This window comes from Arthrobacter sp. P1_B11 (assembly GCF_056406715.1).
Map to the genome: position 1 here is coordinate 145,924 of NZ_JBFTZQ010000002.1, position 23,129 is coordinate 169,052.

The 23,129-nt window shown below is 67.2% G+C and carries 17 protein-coding genes; 6 read left to right on the plus strand and 11 right to left on the minus strand.

What is annotated here, in order from left to right:
- Positions 1 to 33: 33 nt before the first annotated feature.
- The 3 genes from AC1D14_RS02810 to AC1D14_RS02820 are packed head-to-tail and all read left to right on the plus strand — an operon-like array spanning position 34 to position 5,192.
- A complete protein-coding gene (locus tag AC1D14_RS02810) occupies positions 34 to 1,185 on the plus strand; it encodes an AAA family ATPase (RefSeq protein ID WP_230119850.1) in 1,152 nt (383 codons plus the stop codon).
- Positions 1,186 to 1,197: 12 nt separating this feature from the next.
- Entirely contained in the window at positions 1,198 to 2,625 is a 1,428-nt protein-coding gene (locus AC1D14_RS02815; protein WP_476968024.1) for a DUF58 domain-containing protein, read from the plus strand.
- The gene (locus AC1D14_RS02820; protein WP_476968025.1) at positions 2,622 to 5,192 is read left to right on the plus strand and encodes a transglutaminase TgpA family protein; all 2,571 of its coding nucleotides are present in this window, start codon (positions 2,622 to 2,624) and stop codon (positions 5,190 to 5,192) included. Before AC1D14_RS02815 ends, AC1D14_RS02820 begins: the two co-directional genes overlap by 4 nt.
- Here AC1D14_RS02820 and AC1D14_RS02825 read toward each other — a convergent pair.
- Positions 5,189 to 6,688 carry an NAD-dependent succinate-semialdehyde dehydrogenase gene (locus AC1D14_RS02825; RefSeq protein WP_230119853.1) on the minus strand — a complete coding sequence of 500 codons (1,500 nt, stop codon included), beginning with the start codon at positions 6,686 to 6,688 and terminating at the stop codon, positions 5,189 to 5,191. The genes AC1D14_RS02820 and AC1D14_RS02825 overlap by 4 nt on opposite strands.
- 191 nt (positions 6,689 to 6,879) lie before the next feature.
- Positions 6,880 to 7,725, minus strand: a complete 846-nt coding sequence (gene rsmI / locus AC1D14_RS02830; protein WP_230119859.1) for a 16S rRNA (cytidine(1402)-2'-O)-methyltransferase — start codon at positions 7,723 to 7,725, stop codon at positions 6,880 to 6,882.
- A 201-nt stretch (positions 7,726 to 7,926) separates the two neighbouring features.
- Between rsmI and AC1D14_RS02835 the strand changes: the two genes are divergently transcribed.
- The gene (locus AC1D14_RS02835; RefSeq protein ID WP_230119854.1) at positions 7,927 to 9,630 is read left to right on the plus strand and encodes a dolichyl-phosphate-mannose--protein mannosyltransferase; all 1,704 of its coding nucleotides are present in this window, start codon (positions 7,927 to 7,929) and stop codon (positions 9,628 to 9,630) included.
- Between the two features lie 53 nt (positions 9,631 to 9,683).
- On the opposite strand, the gene AC1D14_RS02840 is transcribed toward AC1D14_RS02835, so the two are convergent.
- The 5 genes from AC1D14_RS02840 to AC1D14_RS02860 form a co-directional block, all read right to left on the minus strand.
- Positions 9,684 to 10,934 (minus strand): TIGR01906 family membrane protein, encoded by a 1,251-nt coding sequence (locus tag AC1D14_RS02840; RefSeq protein ID WP_230119855.1) that lies wholly within the window; start codon positions 10,932 to 10,934, stop codon positions 9,684 to 9,686.
- Positions 10,935 to 11,109: 175 nt separating this feature from the next.
- The gene (locus tag AC1D14_RS02845; RefSeq protein ID WP_230119856.1) at positions 11,110 to 12,342 is read right to left on the minus strand and encodes a L,D-transpeptidase; all 1,233 of its coding nucleotides are present in this window, start codon (positions 12,340 to 12,342) and stop codon (positions 11,110 to 11,112) included.
- Positions 12,343 to 12,549: 207 nt separating this feature from the next.
- On the minus strand, positions 12,550 to 14,037 hold the full coding sequence (gene ahcY, locus AC1D14_RS02850; RefSeq protein WP_476874972.1) for an adenosylhomocysteinase: 1,488 nt from the start codon (positions 14,035 to 14,037) through the stop codon (positions 12,550 to 12,552).
- A gap of 53 nt (positions 14,038 to 14,090) precedes the next feature.
- Complete coding sequence (locus tag AC1D14_RS02855; RefSeq protein ID WP_476874973.1) at positions 14,091 to 14,402, minus strand: Trm112 family protein; 312 nt, start codon at positions 14,400 to 14,402, stop codon at positions 14,091 to 14,093.
- 76 nt (positions 14,403 to 14,478) lie between these two features.
- Positions 14,479 to 14,868 carry a DUF3499 domain-containing protein gene (locus tag AC1D14_RS02860; RefSeq protein ID WP_253073894.1) on the minus strand — a complete coding sequence of 130 codons (390 nt, stop codon included), beginning with the start codon at positions 14,866 to 14,868 and terminating at the stop codon, positions 14,479 to 14,481.
- Positions 14,869 to 14,988: 120 nt separating this feature from the next.
- Between AC1D14_RS02860 and AC1D14_RS02865 the strand changes: the two genes are divergently transcribed.
- A complete protein-coding gene (locus AC1D14_RS02865) occupies positions 14,989 to 15,501 on the plus strand; it encodes a metallopeptidase family protein (RefSeq protein WP_230117180.1) in 513 nt (170 codons plus the stop codon).
- A 39-nt stretch (positions 15,502 to 15,540) separates the two neighbouring features.
- On the opposite strand, the gene AC1D14_RS02870 is transcribed toward AC1D14_RS02865, so the two are convergent.
- The 3 genes from AC1D14_RS02870 to AC1D14_RS02880 are packed head-to-tail and all read right to left on the minus strand — an operon-like array spanning position 15,541 to position 21,252.
- Positions 15,541 to 17,322 (minus strand): DUF5719 family protein, encoded by a 1,782-nt coding sequence (locus tag AC1D14_RS02870; RefSeq protein ID WP_230117179.1) that lies wholly within the window; start codon positions 17,320 to 17,322, stop codon positions 15,541 to 15,543.
- A complete protein-coding gene (locus tag AC1D14_RS02875; RefSeq protein ID WP_476968026.1) occupies positions 17,315 to 20,680 on the minus strand; it encodes a glycosyltransferase in 3,366 nt (1,121 codons plus the stop codon). Before AC1D14_RS02875 ends, AC1D14_RS02870 begins: the two co-directional genes overlap by 8 nt.
- Positions 20,681 to 20,709: 29 nt before the next feature.
- Positions 20,710 to 21,252 carry a WhiB family transcriptional regulator gene (locus tag AC1D14_RS02880; protein ID WP_230117177.1) on the minus strand — a complete coding sequence of 181 codons (543 nt, stop codon included), beginning with the start codon at positions 21,250 to 21,252 and terminating at the stop codon, positions 20,710 to 20,712.
- Positions 21,253 to 21,662: 410 nt separating this feature from the next.
- Between AC1D14_RS02880 and AC1D14_RS02885 the strand changes: the two genes are divergently transcribed.
- Positions 21,663 to 22,361: a TIGR03089 family protein gene (locus tag AC1D14_RS02885; protein ID WP_476968027.1), complete on the plus strand. Its 699-nt coding sequence runs from the start codon at positions 21,663 to 21,665 to the stop codon at positions 22,359 to 22,361.
- 48 nt (positions 22,362 to 22,409) lie between these two features.
- Here AC1D14_RS02885 and AC1D14_RS02890 read toward each other — a convergent pair whose 3' ends face one another.
- Positions 22,410 to 22,976 carry a GtrA family protein gene (locus AC1D14_RS02890; RefSeq protein ID WP_230117175.1) on the minus strand — a complete coding sequence of 189 codons (567 nt, stop codon included), beginning with the start codon at positions 22,974 to 22,976 and terminating at the stop codon, positions 22,410 to 22,412.
- Positions 22,977 to 23,129 lie beyond the last annotated feature (153 nt).

Here is a 23,129-nt window from a genome sequence, read left to right on the forward strand (position 1 = left end):
TTCCGCGCGCCACCCAGGGATGAAAGGTTGCCGATGGAACCGCACCGACGCACCACGATGGATGAAGTACTCCCGGGCGGGCAAGGCTTCGCAGGAACTGCTGCGCAGGGCGGAAACCAGCTTAACGGCCACAAACAGTCAGCCCTGGACGCCGCGGCCTTCCGCGCCGCGACCGAACGCATCCTGGACGCCATTAATACGGTGATCGACGGCAAAGCCGAGGCAGCGAAGCTCGCACTCACGGTCCTGCTCGCCCAGGGCCACCTGCTCCTGGAGGACGTGCCCGGCGTGGGCAAGACGCTCCTCGCCAAGACGCTGGCGCGCACGATCGACTGCTCAGTCAGCCGGATCCAGTTCACTCCGGACCTTCTTCCCTCCGACGTTACCGGCGTGTCCATCTATAACCAGTCGTCGCGCCAGTTTGAGTTCCGTCCCGGCGCGGTCTTCGCGAATATCGTCATCGGTGACGAAATCAACCGCGCCTCGGCAAAGACGCAGTCCGCCCTGCTCGAATGCATGGAGGAGCACCAGGTGACGGTGGACGGAAAGTCATACAAACTCGCTGAACCATTCATGGTGGTGGCCACCCAGAATCCGATCGAGATGGAAGGGACCTATCCCCTTCCGGAAGCCCAGCGGGACCGCTTCATGGCCAGGATCTCCATGGGTTACCCGGACAAGGACTCCGAAATCGAAATGCTGGAAACGCACCAGGCCACGTCCCCGCTGGCCCGTGTGTCTTCCGTGGTTACGTCCGCGGACGTCGCCGCGATGATTGCCACGGTCCAGCGGGTGTACGTTTCGCAGTCCGTCAAGGAGTACACCGTTGCAGTGGGGCGGGCAACCCGGGACAGCGCCATGCTGCGCCTTGGGGCCAGCCCGCGTTCCATGCTTCAGCTGCTTCGCGCGGCCAAGGCCACGTCGGCGCTGGACGGCAGGGACTTCGTGCTGCCGGACGACGTCGTCGCCGTTGCAGAATCGGTGCTGGCGCACCGGATCATCCTCGACCGCAAAGCAGCCAGCACCGGCGAGACGCCGCAGAGCGTGATCCGCGGAGTACTCGCCAAGCTTCCCGTCAGTCAGGAGATGACCGAGTCCGCCCACGCCTCCCGGCAAGCCAGGGCGGCCGGATCCCCGGGCGCGCCTACCGCGCGGCCGTCCCCCGAACTGCGGCCCAGCCGCTAGTCAGGATTCGCCGTGGCACTGCTCGACAGCCTCCCCCGCCACCTTTTCAGCTCCCGCGGCTGGGGACTCCTCGCCGCCGGTGTCATTTCCCTGCTCTACGCCCAACTCATGGGCCGCCGGGATCTCCTCGCCCTGGGCGTGCTGCTGGTGGTGCTGCCCCTTATTTCCCTCGCCGGCATCAGGCTGGTCAAGCCCCGGTTCCGCGTGTACCGCGAGTTCAGCCCGTCCACTGTCGAAACAGCCTCCATCACCACCGTGCGGCTGGCCGTTGCCAGGACAGGCCCGGGAGTTGGCAGGGTGATCATGGAGGAACGACTTCCGACGAGATTTGGGGAATCGCCGGCGTTCCGGTTTCCCGCCAGGTCCGCCAGCGGCGGAACGAGCCGCTACGAGTACCGGCTCCGCTCCGGGAAGCGGGGGCAGTTCCTGATCGGCCCGGTGACGGCCGAGTTCACAGATCCGTTCGGGCTGTCGCTGCACAGGCACACCATTGACGACGGCGACACACTTACCGTGACGCCGGCCGCCGTCGAACTTCCTGCGACGGGACTGGCCGGGGCCCGGGGAAACGACGGCATCACGGCAACCCGGATCCGGGCCAATCCCAGTGACGACGACGTCATGACCAGGGAGTACCGGCACGGTGATCCGATGCGGCGGGTCCATTGGCCCGCGACCGCACGCCACGGCGTTCTGATGGTCAGGCAGGAGGAATCGGTCACCACGCCGGAGGCGACGATCATCCTGGACCAGCGGTTCATCGCGTACTCCACCGGCTTCGGGTCGGTATTCAGCGGTGCCGGCGGTGATGACGGCCACGACCTCATCACAAGTGACACCTTCGAGTGGGCTGTCACGGCCACCATGTCCGTCAGCGCGCACCTCGCCGAGCGCAATTACGCCCTCCGGTTCCTGGACGCCGCGGGGGAACCTGCCTTTCACCGCTCACCCTCCGCACCCGAACCCGACAATGAGGAATACAGCGGAGCAGGCGGACTCCAGTCCATCGCCGAAAGCCTGGCCGCCATCCAGCTGTCCGGCCCGCACCACATGCGCCGGGACCATGACACGGCCCGCAGGGAGCATGCCGGGAGCACCGAATACGGGCAGGCTGTCTTCGACGACCGGCTCATTGACAAGCTCGCAGCCCACCGAATGCGCGGTCCGGTTCTGGCGGTCCTCGGCAAAATTACGCTGGCCGAGGCCCGGTCGTTGGCGCCCGCCGCGGGCTACGCCGCAAACGCTTTCGCCATCGTGATCAGCGACAGGCCCGCGGAGTCCCACGATGCACTTGAGGCCCTGCGCCTCGGCGGCTGGCGAGCCGTCGCAGTGGATGCCTCCACATCACTGCCCGCCGCGTGGACCTTCTTCGATGAAGGCGGAGGGGCCCTTTCAGCCGCGGCTGCCGACGTACGCCGGGGTGCGGGGGTGGCGCGGTGACGCTTGCCCCCCAGCGCCAGACGGACGCCAGTTCCCGGCCGTCCCCAGTCTCGCCCGGCCGGAGCCCGCGGCGGCCCGGTGCCGGCGCCTACCCGTGGGCCATGTCAGGAGCCGTGGCGTTCGCCGTGGCCGGGGCGGCACTGTCCCTCAACGGCGTGCTCAGGGGCTGGGGTTGGTACCTGCCCGTGCTCACGACCATCGTGGTGGTTTCCCTGGCCGTGGCCGGACTCCGCGCCCTGAGGTCCCAGCCGTTGCTGGTCACCCTGGGGGCCTTCGTTTCGCTGGTGTTCATCCTGACCTTCACGTTTTTCCGGCGGGACAGCATTGTGGGCTTCATCCCGTCCGACGCCACCATGGCCGCGCTGGGCAGGTATCTCCGCCGGGCCAGCGAGACGGTGCTGTCCGAGAGCTCGCCGGTGGCTCCGAACGCCGGCATCGTTCTCGTCACCTGCGCCGCCCTGGGGCTGGTGGTCATTCTCGTGGACGCGCTTGCCCTGCCACTGGGCATGCCGGCCACAAGCGGCCTGGGCCTGCTGGCCGTACTCGTGGTGCCGGCCATGATCAAGCCGCAAAGCGTCGGTCTGGCGGGATTCCTCGCAACGGGTGCCGGGTTCCTGCTCATTCTCGCCTGCAGCCAGTGGTTCGCTCCGGATTCACGCATCCAGGCTGACACCGCCCGGAATCCCGGCCAGGTCAAGCGCGCCGCAATGACCGGCGCCGTTGCGCTGGTGGCCACACTGCTGCTGCAGCTGGTCATCCCGGGCTTCGACGAGGGCACCTTCCCCCAGGGTTCACGGCTGAATCCGTGGGCCTCATCCAATGGCCTTAACCCCATGATCAGCCTGGGGAACAGCCTGCGCCAGCCGACAGGCGACGGCCGGATCACGTATGCCACCAATGCGACCACCCCGCTCTATCTGCGCTCCGTGACCGTGGACCGGTTCGACGGCGATGCCTGGTCACCCGATGACCGCGATTCGACCCGACGGGCGGGCGCCGGCCGCATGGAGGTGGGCCATGAGATCCTGGCGCCGGAACAGGTCCGCGAGGTCACGGCTGTCAATACCGGGGATTTCACCAGCCCTTACCTTCCGGTGCCCTACGCCCCTGAGGCGGTTAACGGCCTGACCGGCAGGTGGAGCTGGGATCCTGCCACACTGAGCATCAAGGGCACGGACACCAACTCGAGAAACCAGCAGTACTTGGTCCGGTCCTCGGCCCCGAAACTGACGACGGAGCTTCTGGACCAGTCTTCGGCCCCCGTGCGGGGGATCCCCGACGAGTTCATCAGACCACCCGCCAACGTGCCGGACATCGTCAGGACAACCGCCGACTCCATAACGCAAAACGGCAGAACCGCGTATGAAAAGGCGATGGCAATCCAGAGGTACCTGCGTGCCGGAGACTTCACCTATTCCCTGGAATCGCCGGTCCAGGGCGGCTATGACGGCAACGGCTTGTCCGTGCTTGCGGACTTCCTGACACAAAAGAGCGGCTACTGCATCCACTTCGCGTCTGCCATGGCCGTGATGGCCAGGGTCGAGGGGATCCCCAGCCGGATCGCGGTGGGCTATGCCCCGGGCAGACTGACCGGGGCCACGGTGTCCGTCGCGGGCCAGGGAGCACTTCCCGAGTTCGAGGTGGACGCCCGCGACGCACATGCCTGGCCGGAACTGTATTTCCAGGGACTCGGCTGGGTTCCGTTCGAGCCCACTCCGTCGCGCGGTGTGGTGCCGCCGTATGCCCAGGACTCTTCGTCCTCCGGGGGGGCCAGCACGAATGATGGGAACAACGACGGCCTGCTGCCCACCAGTGGTGCCACTGCCGCTCCCGCGCCCGGACCGGCACCCCTCCCCCTTCCAGGGACGGGGGGAACCACTTCCGGGAGCCAACTGGTTCCGGCGCTCTACGGTACGGCAGCCGCGCTCCTGCTGGTCCTGGTTGCCGCTACCCCGCGGCTCTTCCGAACCAGCCTGCGGCGGCGGCGCCTGAGGGGACCGGCCCGGAACGGGCAGGCTGCGAGGAACGGGCAGGCAGCGCAGAAGGGGCAGGCAATGGCACCGCTCGCGTGGGCTGAGCTTCAGGACCTCGCCACGGACTATGGCGTACGGCCAGTACCCAGTGAAACGCCCCGCACCTTTTCTGCCCGCTTCCGGGGTTCACCGGCACTGATCCGGTCCGACAAAGCGGGGCCCGAAGCCTCGGAGGATTTGGTGCATCGCGCGGCTGAGGCAGCGGTGACGGACCTCACTGGCGCCTTCGAACGCCATCAGTACGGACGGCCGGGCAGCCCGGTTGAGACGGCCGGTCCCGCTGAGACCGTCCGGCTGCCGGACCCCTCCGCGGCAGACAAGATCCGTGCGGTGCGAAAGGCGTTGCGCCGCAACGCCGGCCTTCCCGGCCGGCTTCGCGCGGACTGGCTGCCGCCGTCGGTCATGTCCCGCTTCGGCAGAATCGCGGGTGCGCCCTTCCGGGCCGCAGGCCGCGTCGCGGCAAAAGCCGGACGCGCCGCCGCGGGCTCCTGGAACAGGGCCCGCGACGGCCTGCGGCGGTTGCGCGAAGGCTAGCCGGCGTAGGGGTCGGCGATGCCGATGTACTGGGTGTAGAGGTATTCCTCGATGCCCTCGAGGCCGCCCTCGCGTCCCAAGCCGGACTGCTTGACGCCGCCAAACGGTGCCGCTGCGTTGGATACGACGCCGGCGTTCAGGCCGAGCATGCCGGTCTCAAGGCGTTCGCCCATCCGGATACCGCGGTTCAGGTCCTTGGTGAAAACGTAGGCAACGAGTCCGTACTCGGTGTTGTTGGCCAGTCGGATGGCCTCGTCTTCGGTGCCGAAGGTGATGATGGGGGCCACTGGTCCGAAGATTTCCTCGGACAGGATCCGGGTGCCTTCGGTGACGCCCTTGAGGAGGGTGGGCTGGTAGAAGTAGCCGGGCCCGTCGACGGGAGCTCCGCCGACGACGGCAGTGGCTCCGGAGGCGAGGGCATCGGTGACGAGTTCGTGGACCTTGTCCCGGCTCTTGGCGTCGATCAGCGGGCCCACCTTGGAGTCCGCCTCGGTGCCGCGGGCGGTGGTCATGTCCGCCATCTTCGCGGCGAATTTCTCGGCGAACTCGTCCGCGACGGATTCGTGCACGATGAAGCGGTTCGCTGCCGTGCAGGCCTCACCCATGTTGCGTAGCTTCGCCAGCATGGCCCCGGCGACGGCGGCATCCACGTCGGCGTCCTCGAACACCACGAACGGGGCGTTGCCGCCGAGCTCCATCGAGGTCCGCAGCACCGTCTCGGAGGCGTCCGAGAGCAGGCGGCGGCCAACTTCGGTGGAGCCCGTGAAGGACAGCTTGCGCAGCCGGGCATCCTTGACCAGCGGGCCCGTGGTGGCACCGGCCGTGGACGTGGGGATCACGTTCAGGACACCGGCGGGCAGGCCGGCCTCCTGCATGACGGCGGCGAACAGCTGGGACGTCAGCGGGGTGAGGTTCGCGGACTTCAGGACCATGGTGCAGCCGGCGGCAACGGCCGGGGCGATCTTGCGCGTGGCCATGGCGAGCGGGAAGTTCCACGGGGTGATCAGCAGGCACGGACCCACAGGCTTCTTGGTGACCAGCAGACGGGACTTCCCGTCCGGGGACACCGAGTATCGGCCGAACGCACGGACGGCTTCCTCGGAGAACCAGCGCAGGAATTCGGCGCCGTAGGTGACCTCGCCACGGGCCTCGGCCAGCGGCTTGCCCATTTCCAAGGTCATCAGCAGCGCGAAGTCCTCGGCCCGCTCGGTAACTAGCTCAAACGCCCGGCGCAGGATCTCGCCGCGTTCACGGGCAGGGACCTTCGCCCAGGAATCCTGCGCGGCGGCGGCCGCGTCAAGGGCGGCCATGCCGTCCTCGGGGCCCGCGTCAGCGATGCTCAGCAGGACCTTGCCCGTGGAAGGATCCTCGACGTCGAAGGTCTTGCCCGACGCCGCGGGACGCCACTCGCCGTTGATGAGCAGGCCAGTGGGAACAGATGCGAGCAGTTCGCTTTCGCGCTCTGCGGTAACAGTGGACTGTGCAATAACAGACACGGTGACTCCCTCGTCAGCAATTGGGGTTGCGGGTTGTTCAGCTCCTGCAGCGGACGTGGTGCCCGCTGCCTTCGGCTTTCTTGGCTGGTTTAATGCCACGGTACTGCCCGCGTCTCTCCAATGTCTACGCATGCGCGCACTACAGGTGAGCCCATCCGCTGTGCACCTGCACAGCCCAAGCCGCCTTGGAATTAGCGCGCTGCGAGCACCGCTGCGTAAAGCTCCCGCTTGCTGACTCGAGCCTCCTCGGCCACGGCGGCCACGGCGTCCTTGAGCCGGAGGCCCTGCGAAACCAGCTCGTTGACGGCGGCCACATTATCCTCCGGTGTTCCCGGAGCCTGCTCCGGCGCGCCACCCACAACCACGGCGATTTCACCGCGGACCTCGTTGGTCTCCGCCCACTGGAGCAGTTCACGCAAGGATCCGCGAATGACTTCCTCATACGTCTTCGTCAGCTCGCGGCACACGGCTGCTTTACGGTCCGGCCCGAACCGTTCATGCAGCGCCCGGAGCATGGGTTCCAGCCGGTGGGGTGCTTCGAAGAAGACCATGGTGCGGCGTTCGGCGTCGAGATCCGCCAGCCGCGATGCCCGCTCCCCTGCCTTGCGCGGGAGGAACCCCTCAAAGCAGAAGCGGTCGGTGGGGAGGCCGGAGAGTGCCAGCGCGGTGAGCACCGCGGAGGGGCCGGGAACGGCGGTGACCGTGAGCCCCGCCGCCACGGCGCCCTCAACCAGGCGGAACCCGGGATCGGAAACCGCCGGCATGCCGGCGTCCGTCACCATGACAATCGTCTTGCCCGAACGGACCTGGTCCAGTAGCTCTGCTGTCTTGGTGGCCTCGTTGTGCTCGTGGTAGCTGACGACCCGTCCGCTCACGGTGACGTCAAGGCTCTGCACCAGCCGGTGCAGGCGCCGGGTGTCCTCGGCGGCAACGATGTCGGCGGAGCCCAGCAGTTCGATGAGCCTGGCCGAAGCGTCGCCCACGTTGCCGATGGGCGTGGCCGCCAGGATGATGCGCCCGTGACGGTCGCTGGAAATGTCCGGCCCCGAGTCCGCGGCCGGTTCGGAGGTGCTGGTCTGCGGCTTGCTCGGTTCGTGGTCCACATGTCCAGCCTACTGCCGGCCAGCGGCCCCGCGGCACAAGTCCCCGCGGAAGGAAGACCCTGCAGAACGACTTGGCAAAATGACCCCTGCAGAAGACGCACGGCGGCAGAAGGCAGCAAAAGGTAGCATGGGCACGTGACGCAGACCTCCGTGCGGCCTGACGCGGCCGGTTCAGCCAGTACACCGGCTTCCGCCGCACCCGAGGGCCGCGGCCTCGAGGGTCACGGCTGGATCAGCCGGCCCTCGGAGGCGTTTAACGTCGAAGCCCTGAGCCAACGGCTTATCGGCGGCATCCGCAGCTGGCGCGATTACCCGCCGTCCCTCAGGCTCTGGTTCTGGCTGGTCCCGGCACTGACCGCCGCGGTGGGCGGAGTCCTGCGGTTCGACCGCCTGGACATGCCGCGGAGCCTGGTCTTCGATGAGACGTACTACGTCAAGGACGCCTACTCGCTCCTGGTCAGCGGCTACGAGCGGAGCTGGCCGGACAAAGCCAACGACTCATTCGTCGCGGGCAACCCGGGGGTGCTCCTGACTACCCCGGAATACGTGGTCCACCCGCCTGTGGGCAAGTGGATGATCGCCGCGGGCATGTGGCTGTTCGGCCCGGACAACCCTTTGGGCTGGCGCTTTTCAGCGGCGCTGACGGGCACGCTGTCCGTTGCGCTGCTCGCGCTGATCGCCCAAAAACTCTTCCGGTCCGTGGTGCTGGGGGCAGCAGCGGGGCTGCTGCTCGCCGTCGACGGCCACCACCTGGTCATGTCACGCACATCGCTGCTGGACATCTTCCTCATGTTCTGGATCCTGGCTGCCTTCGGGGCGCTGCTGATGGACCGCGACGACGGCCGCCGCCGGCTGGCGGTCCGCCTGGCCCGGCAGGCGGCCGCCTCTCCCTTCGGGAGACCGTCCCGGCTGCAGCTCCTGAGCGGGCCCTGGCTTGGTATCCGGTGGTGGCGTGTCCTCGCGGGTGTCTGCCTCGGCCTCGCCGTCGGCACCAAGTGGTCGGCGCTCTTCTTCATCGCCGGCTTCGGCCTCCTGACCGTCTTCTGGGACCTGAGTGCGCGCCGGACCGCGGGCATCCGGAGCTGGATCAGCGCGGGAATCATCAAGGACGGCCTCTTTGCGTTCCTCAGCATCGTCCCGGTGGCCGCGGTGACCTACGCCGCCACCTGGACGGGATGGTTCCGGTCTACAGATGCATACTACCGGCAATGGGCCAGAACGAATCCCAGCGCTGAATGGGGCTGGCTCCCGGACTCCGTGCGGTCCCTCGCGCACTACCACCTGGAGGCCTACAAGTTCCATCAGGGGCTCAGCTCGGAGCATCCCTACGAGGCGAGCGCGTGGAGCTGGCTGGTGATGGGCAGGCCAACGTCGTTCTACTATGAATCCCCCAAGCAAGGCTCCCCCGGCTGCGATATTGCCCACTGCACATCGGCCATCCTTTCGGTGGGAAACCCGCTGATCTGGTGGGCTGCCACCGTTTCCCTGGCGGTACTGCTCTTCTGGTGGGCAGGCCGCAGGGACTGGCGGGCCGGCGCCGTGCTGGCGGCGGTGGGGTCCGGCTACCTCCCGTGGTTCCTGTATCCGGAACGCACCATGTTCTTCTTCTACGCCGTGTCCTTCGAGCCGTTCCTGATCCTCGCCCTCGTGTACTGCCTCGGCCTGGTCCTGGGCCGAAGGACTGACCCGCTGTGGCGCAGGCGGTCAGGACTCTACGGGGTGGTCCTGTTTGTCGTCGGGGCGGTGCTGCTCTCGGCCTTCTTCTATCCCGTGTGGACTGCCGAGATCATCTCGTACCAGGACTGGCGGATCAGGATGTGGATGCCTTCCTGGATCTGAGGCACGATTGCTTCGAGCAGCTGTACGGCTGACTGGCCTCGCTGCTGAAAGCCTTAGAGTCGAACTGGCCGGTCTTCACCTGATGGCGTTTCGGCGTCTGTTTCCGGGTCCGCGGCATCGTTTTTCCGGGACTTTTTGACGGCCTTCGGCAGGCCGCGGCGGCGCCGCGTGGGCCACGTCAGGATCAGCGTAACCACCGCAGCGACCAGGACAAGCCCCGCGATGACGATGCCGGCGTCGACCCAGAACTGTCCGGGGAACAGCCGGATAAGCGTGTCCTCCAAGGCAAACGTCCAGGTACCGTTGGCGAAGAAAATCCGGTGGAATTCGGTGAAGAACTGTTCCCACCCCAGCACGGCCAGCACGCCGAGGCCGATGATGATCGCCAGCGTGACGATGGAACCGGCGAACAGGCCGCGCCGAACCCCGCCCGTGCTGCGGCGGCGAAGGTAAATGATGGCTGCGATGCTGACCAGCGCCAGGAGCGCTCCGGCGCCGAACGCCGATAGGATGACGAGCTTGACGTCGGCCATGTGGCTGACTTCGCCGTCCTTGAAGAGCTTCTCCCCGCTGCGGTTCACCAGCTCGCCCAGGTACCGGGGCCCCGACCAGTTACTCAGGTAATCCACGGCGTAGGATCCGTAGGTCATGCGGTCGTCGGAATTGAAGCCATAGCCGTCGCCCGGAAAGCCCGGGCGGTGGTACTCCGCCCAGAGAAAGAGAGGACTTGTCACTGCGCGCACGGCAAGGACCAGGAGGATCACGGGGTAGAAAACAGCCAGCAGGACCTGCATGACGCGCGGCAGCACCGGCTTGGCGTTCGCCGCCTGCTCGCGCTCCGCGTTGCGCCGCTCCACGTCTTCGCGCGGAGGGCGGATCTGGAGGGCCGAGGTTGGCAGCGGTTCGCTGAAGTGGGCGCCTGAGGCGGGCCCGGATGCTGGTGGGGCGGTGTCCGGCGCCTCAGCCGTGGCATTGTCCGCAGCGGCAGCCTCGGCTGCTTTGCGGTCGGCCCTGCTGCCTGGCTGGGCTGGTTCGTCCCGCGCCTGGTCTTCACGGCGGCTGCTGCCTTCGGTGGCTGCGTCGTCCATGGCTGCGTTCGCGGGGACTGCGTCGTTGCGGGTTTCATTCCCGCGGTCCGAGAGGCCGCGCCCGTCGGCCGGCCGGGACGACGGGGCAGCCGTCATCCATTCGAACGCCGGCTCGTCTGAATCGTTGGCAGGATCAATCGCAGGATCGTCGGCTCCCGGCTGCGGATCCAGCTGCGGATCGAGCCGTCCGGACGGGGTCGGAGTATTGTCGTTCACTGCAGCTTCACTTCCGTAGGCGTCCGCGCTCCGGGTCGAGACCAGGCAACGCTGTGTATCTCCTGAAGAGCCTACCGTCAGGCACTCCGGCACGGCGAGGTGACACCCGCGCAGCCGGAATCATGCCGCTATTTCGTTATAACCCGCGAGGCTGCCTGGCGGCGGATGCCGTCGGCTAGCGCTTGGAGTACTGCGCCCAGGGAATGTTCCAGTCCCCGTAACCCTCGAGCGGTTCAACGGGTGCCGCGCCGGTGTTGAGTACCTGGACCACGTCCCCTGTCTTCATGTTGTTGAAGAACCACACGGCGTCTGCGGGCAGCAGGCCCACGCAGCCGTGCGACACGTTGGACACTCCCACGTAACCCCACGCAGATTCGAGGGCCTGGTGGACGTACACCCCGGAGGATGTGAGCCTGTTGGCGTACTCCACGGTGAGGGGCGGGTAGTAGCCTTTGTCGCCGGGTTTGAGGCCGATGCTCCCGGCGTTGAACTTGGAGCGGCGTTCCTGCTCCATGATCACCGCGAAGCCGGAAGGTGACAGCCAGTCGGAACCGCCCAGGGTGACGGGAGCTGTCTTCACGAGCTTCCCGTCGAAGTACACCTTCATGGTTTTCGTGTTGTCGTCCACCACGGCCAGCCTCTGGGGTCCCACCTTGAACTGCACTTTGGCATTGAAGTTGCCAATCATGTGGTTGCCGAAATCAACGCCGAAGAGCTTCATGTCCAGGGCGACCCGGCTGTTGGACGCCCAGAACTTTTCGGGGCGGATGCGCACGCGCTGGTCCGAGTACCAGTGCCAGGCCACGGGCTGCTTGGACGAAACAGTGATCTTGACGGCCTTCTCCACGGCCGCCTTGTTGGCAACTGGCTCGCTGAAGACGATGTCGATGGGCTGCCCCGATCCGACGGTGGTGCCGTTCTCCGGGTACACGGCGGCATCCGCCTCGTTGGCGCTTTCGACGGTGGTGAACGTCTGCGCCTTCCTGGTCTCCCGGCCCGCCTGGTCAACGATCGTGAAGCTGTAGCTGTACGCCGTGTTGAACTGGAGGGGATCCAGGGTGGTCCAGGTGGTGCCATCGGCGCTCACGCTTCCTTTGACCGGCGCGCCTCCCGCCGTCGCGGCCAGGACAACGTCCTTGACCTTGCCGTTTACGGCTTTGACTGAGGGTGCCACGGCGGGATTGACGCTCTTCGCGCCGTCGGTGGGGGTCACACCAAGTTCCACGGCCTTGACCACAGGGGCAGCGAGGCCCGGCTCGTTGCGGACCGGGGTGGAGGCCTCGGATTCCGGCGCGGGGTTGGCCCACCCTGGCGCGGTGGCGACGCCGATTCCGCCGGCCGCGACAGCAGCGCAAATCGCAGCGACCGCGAGGATCTTGCCGATCTTACGGGTGCTCTTTTCCGTCATGACTGGTTCTCCATGTCCCCCGCCGGGCCGCCAATCGGCGTCCATCCCTGTGCCCAGCAGAAACGCTGACCAGTCAATTTTATCGCACAGGAGGGCCGCGCCCGTCCGGGCGGCGCGGCAGGCCTTCGTGCCGGGAGGCCCGCTCAGGGCTCCCGGCACGAAGGTCCAGCAATCAGAACGACCGGGCAATCAGAACCGGTTCGAGTCTCAGTACCGGTAGTGCTCCGGCTTGAACGGGCCGGCCACGTCCACGTCGAGGTAGTCCGCCTGGTCCTTGGACAGTTCCGTCAGTTCGACGCCCAGGGCATAGAGGTGCAGTCGTGCCACCTTCTCGTCAAGGATCTTCGGCAGGACGTAAACCTTGTTTGCGTACTCCCGCTCCCCCTCAGGCTGGTCCTTCTTGGTGAACAGCTCAATCTGGGCGATCGTCTGGTTGGCGAACGAGTTGCTCATGACAAACGACGGGTGGCCTGTGGCATTGCCCAGGTTCAGGAGCCGGCCTTCTGAAAGGACGATGATGGACCTGGCATCGGAACCTGCCGGGGCGTCGCCTTCGAACACCCACTCGTGGACCTGCGGCTTGATCTCAACTTTTTTGATTCCGGGCACCCGGCCGAGGCCGGCCATGTCGATCTCGTTGTCGAAGTGGCCGATGTTGCCAACAATGGCCTTGTTCTTCATTCCGATCATGTGTTCGGCCATGATGACGTCTTTGTTGCCCGTGGTGGTGATGAAAATGTCTCCCTGAGCCAGGACGGACTCGAGCTTGGCCACCTGGTAGCCGTCCATGGCGGCCTGCAAAGCGCAGATGGGGTCGATCTCGGTGACGATCACCCGGGCTCCCTGGCCGCGGAGCGCCTCGGCGGCGCCCTTGCCGACGTCGCCATAACCGCAGACGACGGCGACCTTGCCACCGATGAGGACGTCGGTGGCCCTATTGAGGCCGTCCGGCAGGGAGTGGCGGATGCCGTACTTGTTGTCGAACTTGCTCTTGGTCACGGAGTCGTTGACGTTGATGGCCGGGAAGAGCAGCTTGCCCTGTTCCGCCAGCTGGTAGAGACGGTGCACGCCAGTGGTGGTCTCCTCGCTGACGCCGTGGATGCCGGCGGCGAGCCGGGTCCACTTCTTCGGGTCCTCGGCAAGGGTCCTGCGCAGGACATCCAGGACGATGGCGTATTCCTCGGGGTCGTTCGCTGCGGCGGCCGGAACGGCGCCGGCTGCCTCGAACTCGACGCCGCGGTGCACCAGCAGCGTGGCGTCGCCGCCGTCGTCGAGAATCATGTTCGGACCCAGCTCGGGGTTCGTGTCGGCGCCCGGCCAGGTGAGGATCTGCTCGGCCGTCCACCAGTATTCCTCAAGGGTTTCGCCCTTCCAGGCAAAGACCGGAACACCCTGGGGGGCTTCGACGGTCCCCGTGCCCACGACTACGGCGGCGGCGGCCTCGTCCTGGGTGGAGAAGATGTTGCAGGATGCCCAGCGGACCTCTGCCCCGAGTGCGGTGAGGGTCTCGATGAGGACGGCGGTCTGAACGGTCATGTGGAGCGAGCCGGCGATCCGCGCACCCTTCAGCGGCTGGCTCGGCCCGAATTCCCTGCGGAGCGACATGAGCCCCGGCATTTCGTGCTCGGCGAGGCGGATCTGGTGGCGGCCGGCCTCTGCCAGGGAGATGTCGGCAACCTTGTAATCGAGAGTCATGGGAGTCCTTTGCTGTATCCGGCGTCTTGCCTTCTGCGGTGCGGGCTGGAGTTTCAGGCTGGGGGCGCGGCCGGAGTCTTGAGGCCGGCAGTTTCGGGGCTGGCAGTTTCGGGGCTGGCGGTTTCGGGGCTGGCGGTTTCGGGGCTGGGGGCGGGGCCGTCATGCTGGTCTGACCGGGCGGCGTTCGCCGCGGCGAGCAGTTCCGGGGGAAGAAGCAGCGGAATGCCGTCCTCGATGGCGTAGCGCAGCTTTTCGCCGCCCTCTGCCGCCGCCGTCGACACGAGTTCCTCGCCCTCCTGCGTCAGGGCCGAGCCTGTGACCGGGCACCGCAGGACGGACAACAGTTCGGGACTGATCTTTGGCATGGTTGATGCTCCCTGCTGGGCGAAGGCGCGCTGTGGCTGACGGATTTGCAGCTTCCAGCCTACCGCCAGTTGCGGTTCAGGACGGTTCGCGCAGTATGCGGAGGTGGCCGCGGCGCACGCCCTCCGCCCCGGCGGGCGCCTCGAGCGCGGAATGGGCGCCGCGCTGCCCCTGCGAGGTTCCGGAGGCAGCCGGCCGGGATGCCGCCTCACGCACGGCGTCGGCCAGGGCAAGCAGGTCGTCGGGCCCGGGCTGCGGCGGCTGGGACGGCATGGCAAGGCGCAGGACTTCCCAGCCCCGCGGAACGGTCAGTGAACCCGCGTGCTGCGCGCAGAGGTCGTAACAGTGCGGCTCGGCGTAGGTGGCAAGCGGTCCAAGGACCGCCGTGGAATCCGCGTATACGTACGTCAAAGTGGCCACCGCGGACTGGCGGCAGGCTGACCTGGAACATTGACGGATAGCACCCACGACATCACAGACTACTCCGGGTGCGGCGCGAATTCCGACATTGACGGCGGACGCGCCACGGCCGTGCCGCCCGGCGTGGATTATGTCGCGCAAATCATCCGGCGGGTTTAGAGTCGGTATATGCAGTCATCGCACCATGATTCGGGTTTTACGGTCCGGTTGGCTGACCCCGGGGCTCCCAAGGAAGCCGCCGGCCCGGCCGCCGGGCGGAGCTTTGCGCGGCGGAGGCGCAACCGCCATGGACGGGGACTTCGCGGCGAGCTGTTGCTGCCCACGCTTCCCGCCTACCGGACGCGCTCTGACCGGTTCGACGAACTCGTCATGGACTCCGCCCAGCGGCTCCACGACATCTGGGGAAAGACGCTCGACGGCGTGCGGTTTGCGGTCGACGAAATCCCGCCGAACCTGGAGCAGCTGGTGGCCGACGGTTCGCCCGCTCCGATGGGCTGCTACACGCCCGCCACGGAGGACGAAGGGCCGGTCATCACGCTGTACCGCCGGGTTGTCGAGCAGGGGTGCCCGGTCCGGGAGGAGCTGCAGGACCTGGTGCACGATGTCGTGGTGGAACACACCGCCGAAATGCTGGGTGTGGCGCCGGAAACCCTGGACCCCGTCTACCGGCGGCGCTACTGACCCTTAACGGCGCAGGCACGCGGCCCGGCCCCGTTCCGACTAGTATCCCAGCTTGACCGGCACCTTTTCCTGGCCCTCTGCACCTGGCGTTATGGCGACAGTGGCGACGTCGTTCCTGTCTTCCTGTTCGAGGAGCACGGTGCCGTAGGCTGCACCGCCGGCTGCCGAAACCACGTAGGCGACGACCGGCGACTTCCCAATCCGGTCCGGCACCGTCAGGGACGTGGTGGTTCCGCCGGCGATATCCGCGGTAGCCGCCGGACGGACTTTACCGTCGGCCGTAATGGGTGTGTAGGAGATGGTGGCGCGGTCTTCCAGCGCACCGAAGACCAGGAACCGCTCGCCGCCACCGGGAACCGGGACTATGTGCTGACTGCCGAGCCTGCCGGTTGACGGAGCCCACGCGAAATCCAACGTCTGGGCGGTCTTCAGCCCGCGGCTGACGCGCGCCGCGGCCGCGATGGCCACATCCGAACTCGCGGAGACCGTGTACTGCCCCGCCGGAACGCCGGCCAGCGGGACCTCAGTCACGGTGCCTGCCTTGGCGGTGACAACTCCGCCGCCAGGCAGCGCTTTCTGTCCGCCGCGGCCGAAGAGCTTGACTTCAACCACGGCGTCCACGGGTCCCGGCACCGTGATCTGCAGGGACGGTGCGGCGTCGCCGAAGCCACGGGACTTCGTGAGCGATTCCAGTCCGCCAGGATCCTGGATGTCGATTCCCGTCATGACCTGGAGGGATGAGGGTGCCGCACCCGGAGCTATGAAATCGACCCCGCCAGGCGTCAGCCCCCGCAACACACTCTGCTGGATGAAGGCGCTCACGGGGCCGCCGGTGCTGCGGGCGTGGATGCTCAGCCGCTCCTGGCCGGGAGCGAGGCCGGCGAGCACAATGGACCGCGTGGTTCCCGGTGCGACCAGGAGCCCGCGGCTGCCGGGAGCCTTGATCTGCCCGTCCTTGCCGTAGAGTTCCAGGCTGACCGTGGCCGGAGTCGTTGACGCGTTGGTGAGATGGAGGACGCTGCTGCGACCCACCGCCGTATTGGCGCCTGCCAGCCAAAGGTCATTCAGCGGCGCCTGGCACGCGGCGGCGGCCAGCCCCTGGAGATCGCCGTCCGTTGCCGAGTAGCTCATCACTCCGGCGGCAGCTGCCTGCCGGTTGCCCAGGGCGTCGGCGCTCAGGACACTGACGTCCTTCACGCTCCGCTGGGCGATGGTTCCGGCAAGCTGCGCCGAGGCTCCGGCGGGAGCCGTTGCGGAGCCGGGGTCTTTCGCGATCCGCACCAGCTCGGAGCCATCCAGTGCCGACAGTCTGCTGCCCGGGAGCAGTGCCCCCGCCGCACCGACAACCGCCGCGGATACACTGCTCCTTGCCGTAGCGGACTCGGGCCTGAACTGCGGGTCGGTACCCACAGGCGTCCCCTCGAGCAGCTTCGCCGGGCCGGGGCAAACGTCCTGGCTGCTTCCGGCCGGAACGGACGCCAGTGGAACTTCCAGCTGCCGGTTGCCTGCAGGCTGCGGCGCAAGCGAGGCTGCCGCCACCATGCCGCCCCCGGCCGCAACAATCGCTGCCGCCGACAGCAAGCCGGCCACCATTCCCCGGCGGGCGGGCCGGCCGCCCTTTTTCGCTTGTTTGGGACCGCCCTTTTTCGCTTGTTTGGGCCCGCCCTTTTTCGCTTGCTGGGGCCCGCCCTTCGCCGGTTTGGGTTCGCCCTTTTTCGCCGGCGCGGGCCTCTCCCCGGTTCGGGCTACGGAACCTTCTGTGAACTCAGGTGCAGGTGCCGGCGCTGCCGGTGTGCCGCCGTCGTTCTCTGTGTTAAGCATTCTGGTTTTCCTTACGCAGGGAGCCTTCGTCCCTGGACAGGCCGGTGTGGGGGCGCCGGGCCGGCATGGGCAGCGCCAGCAGGACGGTCAGGCCGATCACCCCGGCCTGGATGATACCCGCCCAGAGCGCCCAGGGGTTGTCGTAGCGGACCGTCACGTGACCGGCTTGCGGGGGCAGCGTAAAGGCCTGCGACCAGCCGGATGTTGTGGAGGTCAGTTTCCGCCCGTCGAGCCAGGCGGTCCAGCCGGGATCCGCGCGTTCGGCGAGGACCAGCAGCCTGCCTTCCGGCCCCTTCGGCACGGCCGTGTCCACGCCGGTCAGCCCGGACGGAAGAAGGTTGGTGGTGGCGCCCTTGCCGTCAACGACGCGCACGCGGTGTGCAACGTCGGCTGGCTGCAGGACGGCCTGGTTCAGCGGACTTACCCGCCACAGCCAGCCGGAGTCCGTCGGGCCCACAGCCACGAGGCCGGGAACGGCGTCCATGCGGCTCGCTGTCAGCTGGGCTGCGGTGTCGGCAGACCGCAGGACCACGAATCCCACACCGAGTTGTTCGAGTTCGGGCCGCGGATCCACTCCGTGGCCGGCAACCACTGTGGCCACGGTGGTGCGCAGCGCGGCGGTCACCTCGTCATCATCGCGGACCGATTCTTCGCCCGGGTTGCCCCGGATGTTGCGGGCCGACGCGATGGCGGACAGGCCATCGAGGGTGGTGCCTCCGCCCCGCATGAGCGAGGCGTCGTAGCTTTCGTCCTCGCCGATGCTGATCAGCAATGTACGTGTCTGCTCCGGCCCCTCGCCCCGGTCAATCGCCGTGGCCGGCAGCGTCCGCGGATCGGCAGCATCCACCCTCCGGGGAGTTCCCAGGCCGGGCGTCTCCGCCACGCCCGCGGCCGTGGCCGTGGCCGCAGGCTGGAGCACGTTCTGGGCTGTCCACGCGGCGAGTCCGGCCAGCGGTCCGGCCAGCAGGAGAACCATGGCCAGTGCGGTTGCGGAACGCGCCAGGACTGCGCGTCTTCCGCGGCCTTGAGCAGCCTGGCCGGCCGTGAAGCCCGCGGCTGGACTGGAATGCGCAGAGACGGAGAAGAGCCCTTCCCCGCCGATGAGCGCAGCGCCCAGGAAGGCGAACATGGCGGCCGAGACCGCCGGACCGGGGAACGGCGCCACGAGTGCCTCCGCGGTGGCGCCCGTGGCCACGTGGGCGGACAGCCAGCCGCCCGCCAGCACGATCAGGGCAGCCACCCACAGGGCGCGGGCAACGCGGGTGCGCCGGGACGGAATAACCAGTGCGGCCACGGCCAGCRCCAGCACGGGAGCCCCGACCAGGAGGGCGAGCAACAGGGCCCACGGCACGGGGCCATCCGCGAAAAGTCCAAGCCCTGACAGCCCGTCCGCTGCCTCAAAGCTCAGCGGCTGGCCAAGAACCTGCTGCCAGAGCGGAGCAGCATCGAAGCCCAGCGGAAGTCCGGGATCCGCAAGGAGGGCGCGGGGACGGTCCAGCGTGGACAGGGCAAAGGGTATGAAGAGCGCGGCGCTGGGCAGGAGAGCCCACCACAGGGTACGACCCCTCCCCCGCAGCAGGAAGCCCGCAAGGACAATGACGACGACGGCCGGCACCAGCAGGGACGGCGCCGCAGCGGTAACTACCGCCAGGGAAAGTCCGGCCGCTGCCGCCGCCGTCCACGACGGCGTCCCGTTGATGCCCGGCTTCAGCGGAGGCTTCTCCATGAAACGCCGGTCGGTTGGGGCGGGCAGGGAAAAGCGGCCGCGTCCAAGGGCCGTCCCCGTGGCTCGCAGCAGCGCGAGGACAAGCAGCGGCAGCATGAGGTGAGCGAGGAGGGCCCCGATGCGCCCCTGGTTCAGTGCAATCTGTAGGGCCGGGGCGCCTGCCCATACCAAGGCGGCCGCCAGCCGGAACCTGCGGAGTGAGGTCAGGGCGCCGGCGGCGAACCAGGCAGTGAGCCCGGACAGTGGCATGGCCAGCAGGAGCAGCCAGACGATGGCGCCGTTGGCGTTGCCGCCGCCCAGCACGCCCAAAACCCAGAGGACGTAGCCGAACGGGTCGCCGTGGCCGGGCAGCCCGGCCCCCAGCCCGATCCACCAGCCGGATGCCCGGTGCCAGATGTCTTCGAGCCGGGATGAAACCGGCAGCAGGGCGCCGCCGGCCACGGCGTCGGCCCGGAAGAGCCCTGCCAAACCTGCAAAGGACGCGGCGCTGGCGAGGATGACGGCGGCGAGGGCCCCGTTGCCTATCCAGCCCCGTTCGTTGGTGGAGAGTGCGGCGAAGTCGTCGGTCGAGTCGCCGGTGGGCTGCTCCGCCAGCGAATCGGCTACGTTTCCCTCAGCCTGTGCGTCGTCAGCGCCAAACGCCTCCATGAGGGAGCGCCGGTGGCTCCACACCTCGCGCCGTTCCGTCTGCAGTTTGTTCACCAGAGACCGCGGGACACGGCGCGTGCGTGCGGCATTCCGGCGGCCGCGGAAAACAGCTGCCGGACGGCCCAGCGCGGCGGCCGTGGCCACGAGCTGGGAGAAACCGTGCCCTGGGTCCTTGACCGCGATACTGAAGACCAGTTTGAAGATGCTGCCGAGGAGTGCGGCCACCGCATGCACGGGAACCAGCCACAGCGGGGCGTGCTTGAGCCGGAGATGAACCTGCGCCCGGCGCGCAGCCGAGGCATTGCCCAGAGCGTGGGGGCGGTGCGACACGTGGAACATTTTCGCGCTCGGAACCACTACCACCCGGTGACCGGCAAGGCGGTTACGCCAGCAGAAGTCGACGTCGTCGCCGGTACCGGGCAGGGCGGGATCAAACCCCTTCAGGAGCTCCCAGACGTCGCGCCGGACCAGCATGCCGGCAGAGTTGACAGCGAAAGTGTCAGAACGGCCGTCGTATTGGCCCTGGTCGAGCTCATCGGCCTCGATCAGGGTGAGGCGTTCGGCCCAACGGCTCGTGGAAAGGCCGACGTCGATCAGCCTGCGTTTTGCGTCCCAGTCCAGCTGCTTACAGCCGGCCACGGTGACTGACGGCGCACGCTCCACGGCGTGGAGCAGCTCGGCCAGCGCCTCGGGGGCGGGTGCGGCGTCGTCGTGCAGCAGCCAGATCCATTCTGAGGCCGCATCCGGGGCTTCCGCGTTCCACGGCGCCAGGGCGGCCAGCCCGGCCGTGACGGCGACGCCCATTCCCGTCTTGCCCGCACTGATGCCGGTGACGTTGGGGGCGCCGAGCGCCCGTTCAAGGAGGGCAGCCGAATTGTCCTGCGAACCGGTATCAACGCCGATGGCCAGATCTGCCGGCCGGGTCTGACCTGCCAGTGCCGCCAGGGTCCTGGGGAGATAGGCACTGCCGTTGTGGGCAACCACAACGGCAGTGACGTGTACTTCCTGAAGAATTAGACTGCCCGCTTCCTCAGCCGACGGCGCTCACGCTCGGAGAGGCCTCCCCAAATACCGAAACGCTCATCATTCGCCAAAGCGTATTCAAGGCACTGCGACCGCACGTTGCAGGCGCCGCAAACCTTCTTCGCGTCCCTCGTGGAGCCGCCCTTCTCCGGAAAAAACGCTTCAGGATCAGTCTGCGCGCACAGCGCATCCGTCTGCCAGCCGAGCTCGCCTTCGTCGTCGAAGTCCTGCTGAAGGGGCAGACCGATCCACACGGGCTGTGCGAGCGTGCCGGCGCCGGGGTTCCGGAGCTCCATGGGCGGATCGTTGAGATCCTCATCCTGCTCCGGGCTTCCACCCAGCAGCGCCTCGTGCGCCGCAAGGAAGGCGGTGGCCTGGTCCTGCAGGGACGAGGCGGTGTCCAGGTTATACCGCTCGGCGGCGTCCGGATCAGCCGGATCTACGTACCAATCGCTTGGCACGCCGCGTGAACGGTATTTTGCCGTGGCCTGGCCGGCCACAACGGCATCTTCATGGATACGCTCTTGCCCCATGGCGTCCCCTCCTGAATTGTGCAGCCTGCCGGACACTCAGGGCACTAGGTTTGTGTGCCCGAGACTTCGCGGTGGCTTTCGATAACTAATTACACGCGTGTAACTAGGGGGAGTCAAGCCGCGAGGAATAATAATCAACTCCGGACCCGATCAGGTGCCGCGCCACGCCCGGGAATTTTTTCCGCAGTCCATGGCCGACACGCCTGAAATTTGACAGCGAGCTTACTACCTGGCATAAAATCTGCGCAATTCCGCGGAAAACGGGAGATGAATACGGGTTAACGCAAATGACGTTAGAAAGTCTTATGTGTCGCAGATCATAGATCGTCTTGAACCTGACGTCTTCGGTGGTGCCCGGAAAGCACCGCGCACCCGGTGGACACGGGCGACGTGCGTGGCAAGATGAAGCCATGAATATCCCGGCCACTGATCTGATGACGGCCCTGCGCTCGGGCCACTCAACGTCACCCCGCCTGACCTGGTACGGCCCGGACGCGGAACGCGTGGAACTCTCCGGCCGTGTTCTGGATAACTGGGTGGCCAAGACGAGCAACCTGCTGCAGGACGACCTCGACGCCGAACCCGGCATGCGTCTCCGGCTGGACCTCCCGGCGCACTGGAAATCCATCATCTGGGCCCTCGCCGCTTGGCAGCTGGGGATGGAGGTCGTTCTGGACGACAACGGCGCGGACCTGCTCGCAACTGACGATCCGGCACAGGCCGGAGAAGGGTTCGACGCCGTGGTTGCTGTGCCGCTTCCCGCCCTGGCAATGAGGTGGCCCGGTGATTTGCCCTCCGGTGTGATCGACTACGCGGCGGAGGTCCGGTCACACGGTGACGTCTTCATGGCGCACAACGACCCCGATCCGGGGCATCCGGCAGTCCGGAGCTCGAGCGGGGCGGCCGTGCGCCACGCGGAACTACTGGACAGTTTCGCGGCCGGCCACGAGTCCGGCACCAGACTGCTCGTCCGCGCAAACGACGGGCTGGAGGCGGCCCTGGCCAACGCGCTCGGTGCATGGAAGAACGACGGCTCAGTGGTGCTGGTGCACGGGGACGTGGAACTCACTGACAAACTGCTCGCCGCGGAACGGGTCCACGGGGACTGAGGGAAAAGCGCCGGCCGTCTGGTCCGGCGCCGTCTAATCCCCCGCTGCTTAATCCTGCCGGGCGGAGACTTCCGGATCCTCTGCCGCCGGCTCGGGCTGCCCCGCAGCCGGATGGTTGGCATGGTGGTGGCCTTCGATGAGCTCGTGGTCGTGCGAGAACTCCGGCTCCTGGTCCAGCTCCTGGTTGAACACAAGGAACCTGTAGGCGAAGAACCGGACCACAGTTGCCACCAGGATTCCGACCACACCGGCCGCGAACAGCATGTTCTTGTCGGTGACGCCCATCGAATACTTGGCCAAGGCAGTAAAGCCGGTGGAGATGCCGATGCCGATGCCGTTAATGAGGATGAACATCAGGAATTCCCGGAGGACATTGGCCTGGCGGCGGTGGCGGAAAGTCCACAGGCGGTTGGCAATCCAGGAAAAGATTGTGGCAACGGTGGCACCCACGAACCGGGCTTTGGCCTCGCTGTCCGTCATGGGACCGTGCATCAGGTAGAAGGTCAGGCCGTTGTCAATGACGAACGCCACACCGCCGACGGCACCGAATTTCGCCACCTCGCGCCAGAAAAGCGAGGCTAGTCCCCGGATGCGCTCTGCAAGTGTGTTAATCATGACCCTCCGTGGCCGTATGAATAGTGGGGCCGATGGGCCAAAGTCCCATTTTAGCCCGGATTGCTGGGAGCGGCCCCAACCGGGCTGCAGCCAGCGGCTCCCCCTTGCCCTGTCCCGCCGTAGAATTTCGGGACTTTCCCGGGCTTCACTGCC